3 protein-coding genes and 1 pseudogene are annotated in these 3920 nt (G+C 69.6%); 1 reads left to right on the top strand and 3 read right to left on the bottom strand.

The genetic code is table 11. The features are described 5' to 3' along the window. Nucleotides 1-71 precede the first annotated feature (71 nt). Both H8R17_RS44685 and H8R17_RS44690 read right to left on the bottom strand, forming a co-directional pair. Nucleotides 72-611 (bottom strand): transposase family protein, encoded by a 540-nt coding sequence (locus H8R17_RS44685; protein WP_187828875.1) that lies wholly within the window; start codon nt 609-611, stop codon nt 72-74. A gap of 122 nt (nt 612-733) precedes the next feature. Continuing rightward, the gene (locus tag H8R17_RS44690) at nt 734-1471 is read right to left on the bottom strand and encodes an SDR family oxidoreductase (protein WP_187828876.1); all 738 of its coding nucleotides are present in this window, start codon (nt 1469-1471) and stop codon (nt 734-736) included. Nucleotides 1472-1684: 213 nt separating this feature from the next. Between H8R17_RS44690 and H8R17_RS44695 the strand changes: the two are divergent. Beyond that, a pseudogene (locus tag H8R17_RS44695) lies at nt 1685-2510 on the top strand (helix-turn-helix transcriptional regulator). Nucleotides 2511-2852: 342 nt separating this feature from the next. Here the strand turns inward: H8R17_RS44695 and H8R17_RS44700 are convergent. Beyond that, on the bottom strand, nt 2853-3833 hold the full coding sequence (locus H8R17_RS44700; protein ID WP_316959748.1) for an IS701 family transposase: 981 nt from the start codon (nt 3831-3833) through the stop codon (nt 2853-2855). Nucleotides 3834-3920 lie beyond the last annotated feature (87 nt).

Here is a 3920-nt window from a genome sequence, read left to right on the forward strand (position 1 = left end):
CGCCTCTGCCACTGCCGTTGGCACGCGTACGCCGACACCACACCGTGATCAGAAAGCTCAGCAGCGGCTATCTACAGCTGCCGTATCTTGGCTGCAACCTGACGCTGGGCGATGACGGTGTGGCTGTCGTGGAGGGCCGCGGCCAGCAGGTGCACGGCGTGACCGTCGGTGCGCGATCCGCGGACTGTCTTGCCGTCGACGGCCAGCCCGGTCAGCCGGCCGGGTTCGTCGACCGGGTCGGTGGCGCGGCGGGCCAGCCAGGCACCCACCGCATTATCGACCGTGTCCCCGTCCAGCCGCGCCAGCAGGCGTCCGAGGGTGGAGGCGTTCGGGGTGGCCCGGTTGAGCCCCAGCTGATCGTGCACCTCAGGCGCCAGGTCGGCCGCCAAGCGGGCGATCTGAGCCAGCGACCGCGCGCCGCCGAGCACCGCTACCAGGCACAGCCCCAGCAGTGAGCCGAGCCGGTAGCGGCGTCCTCGTACCCGGCGTGGATCGGGGAGACGGTCGGACACCTCGGCCAGCGTGGCCAGTTCAGAGGAGTCCGTGGGTGGACATAGGGCGGCTGCGTCCTCGAATTGGCGCGTGAGGACGCTGATCAGGGAAGGTTGCACGCGGACGCGGCTCCAGGTCGATCTCGGTCTCAGCAACCTTGATCATCTGGCGTCGCGTTCGTCGTTTCCAATCGGGCATTGCGCCGCGGGTGCGGGTGTCCGCACCGGAAAGGCGGGGGAGGTCAGCTCTGGGCGGTGGGCCGGACGACGATCTCGTTCACGTCGACCGTGGCAGGCTGTTCGATCGCGAAAGCGATGGACCGGGCGATCGCGTCGGGCGGGATCGCGATGTCGTCCCGCATCTTCGTGATCTCTGCTCTGACCTGGCTGTTGGTTGACGCCTCGGCGAAGTCGGTCGCAGTTGCACCAGGTGAGACGGTGGTCACCCGCAAGGAGTCGCCGGCTTCCTGGCGCAGTCCTTCGCAGATGGCCCGGACCGCGAACTTGGTGCCGGCGTAGACGGCCATGGTCGGCACGATGCGAAACGCGGCCGTGGAGGCGGTTGTGATGAAGTGGCCGGTGCCCTGCGCCCGGAAGACCGGCAGCGCGGCGCCGATCCCGTGCAGCACGCCCTTCACGTTGACGTCGACCATGTGGTCCCACTCGTCGACGCGCAGATCGTCGAGAGGCGAGATGGTGCCGACTCCGGCATTGCTGACGAGTACGTCGAGTCGGCCGAAGCACTCACCGGCCAGCGCGACCAGGGACTGTAGATCGTCCCGCCGGGTCACGTCGGTGCGGATCTGCACGGCCGTGCCACCCGCCTTCTCGATTCGGGCCACCAGCTCCGCCAGGCGTTCGGACCGGCGTGAGCCGAGGACGAGTCGCGCGCCGCGCTCGGCGAGCAGCAGTGCGGTCGCATCGCCGATGCCGCTGCTGGCTCCCGTGATCGCCACCACTTTGCCCTTGATTCCGGACATGAGGTCGTCCTCTCCGTCTTCGGCACCGGGGCCGGGGTGCCGACCGGCAATGGGTCCTGGAGGGGCGTCCGGAAGCCGTTGCGCACTGCCGGGTGCCGGCGTGACCGTGTGAGGCCGTCGGCGGTGCCGCGGCCCGTGCTCGCGCACCAGTCTCCGGGGGACTTAGCCTGGCATCCAGACCGTATTTATTCTGGAACCAGAGGTACCTCCGTGATGCCCACGCAGCCGGACCAACGCCGTCAGCTGAGTGAGTTCCTGCGCAGCCGGAGGGAGCGCCTGACCCCTGACGAGGTGGGCCTGCCCCAGACCGGCCGCCGCCGGACTCCAGGACTTCGCCGAGAGGAACTGGCACTGCTGGCCGGGATCAGCGCCACCTGGTACACGTACCTGGAGCAGGGACGGGAGATTCGCGCCTCAGAACAGGTGCTGAACGCACTCGCCGCGGCGCTGCGGCTCGACCGGCACGAGCGCGATCATCTCCTCCAGCTTGCCGGTCATGCGCCTGCGGCCGAAGCCGAGGAACGCGAGCCCCTCACGGCCGAGGTGGGTGCCGTCCCCCTGCTGCTCCAGCCGAAACCGGCGTACATCATCGGCGGCAACTATGACGTCCTCAGTCACCAACCAGGCTGCCGACGAGTTGTTCCCGAGGCTCATCACCGAGGCGGACCGGCCGGCTAACTTCGTCCGCTGGGTGTTCCTCGAACCGGTGGCCCGGTACGTTCTGGTCGACTGGGAACCGGAGGCACGCGGCCTGCTCGGCCGACTTCGCACGCTGGCCGCACGCCATTCCGGCGACCCGCGGTACACCCGACTGATCGAGGAGCTGAACGAGGCCAGCCCGGAAGTGCGGGACTGGTGGCCCCAGTACGAGGTGCAGGCCCGCCACAGCGGTCGGAAACGGCTACGGTCCCCGCAACGGGGAGCGATCGATTATGCGTACACCGCTTTTCACCTGGCCGAACAGCCGGAGCAGACGCTGGTGGTCTACCTCGACAGCAGTGAACCGCCCGACGGGGGCGCAGCCGTGACCGGCGAATGAAGGAGGAGGACGGTGGCAGTACCAGCGCTCACGGTACGGCGGCGGAGGGCCAGCGGCTGCGCGCCGAGCAACTCCTGAAGAAAGGGGACCGCCTCACGCGGGTGACGCGTGGGGGCCCAACCGTTCTTCGACGCCGAACCGCACACGGCTTCTCTGTCCGCTCCGGGTACTACAGGAGGGGCTTGAGAGCCCGTCGTCGGCGCTGTTCGTAGTGGATTCGTCGGGCGACGGCTTGGTGGGATCGGCGCCACAGGGACTGGGCGGCGATCACGGCCGGGTGGTGGGTGACGTGCCAGCTGGTCTGGTGAAGCAGGCGGCGGATCTCCTCGGCGGTGTAGTCGATCAGTTCAGGACGCTGTCCAGGGGTAGCGGCAGGTGCAGGGGTGGCCACGCTATGGCGTTGTCGGCGTCTGGGGCGGGGGCGTCGCTGGTGGCGCGGTCGCGGGGGTGGGCGGTGCGGGTGGCGGTGATGGACAGGAACGCGAACGCGGCGATGGCCAGGGCGATATGACGGTGCCATGGCTCCCAGTTGCGGACCTCGTACTGATCCAGGCCGCAGTCGGACTTCGCGGTCTCGAAGCAGTCCTCCACGCCCCAGCGCATGCCCGCAACCGAGGTCAGGGCGGGCAGCGTGGTGCCGGTGCGGGCGTGGACGGCGAAGTAAGCCAGGCCGGAGGGGTCGCTGATCGAGCGGCGCACCAGCAGCAGATGCTGCCACCCCCGCCGGGCCGCCCCGGCCCCGGAGGGCCAGGCCACCTCGGTAAGGGCCCAGTCGAAGTAGCGGTCGCCCTTGGCGCCGTCGCCGCAGGAGCGGCGTTCGAAGACCAGCGGAAGGCCGGCGACGAGCCGGTCCACGCGGACAGGCCCGGTGCCCGGCGTGCTGACAGTCTCGTCGCACGGCACCGCCATCACGTATCCCTTGCCGCGGCGCTCCAGGGCCGCGCGCAGCTTACGGTCCTGCCCGTAGACGCTGTCGGCGGCCACGCAGGCGAACGGAACCCCGGCGCAGCGGGCGCGCTCCACCAGGTGTCGGCCCAGCTCCGGCTTGGTGAGTACCTGCTTCGCGCGCTCGCGCGGCACCCCGGCCTTACGGCACCGCTCCGCATCCCCCGCCCAGGTCTTGCCCAGGTACAGGGCGAAGTCGATCAGCGCTCGGCCGAACGGGGTGACGTACGCCAGGAACACGGCCACCTGGCAGTTCTCGGTCTGGCCGGTGATCCCCGCGTACTGCGGCGCCACGCCGACGGACTTGCTGCCCTTCTTCAAGAACGCGGTCTCGTCCAGCACCAGCACCGCATCTGGCGCTCCCCGGTGCTCGACCACACGAGTGCCTGGCGATGCTGCTGCGTACCGGCAGCGCCGGCTCGAACACGGTCGCCGACCACCTGAAGGTACTGGCCGACGCTTTGG

This window comes from Streptomyces sp. TRM68367 (assembly GCF_014495685.1).
Taxonomy (GTDB): Bacteria; Actinomycetota; Actinomycetes; order Streptomycetales; family Streptomycetaceae; genus Streptomyces.

What these genes read in the sequence shown, in the direction of transcription:
- H8R17_RS44690 (WP_187828876.1), bottom strand. Translation starts at nt 1,471, where the DNA reads ATGTCCGGAATCAAGGGCAAAGTGGTGGCGATCACGGGAGCCAGCAGC.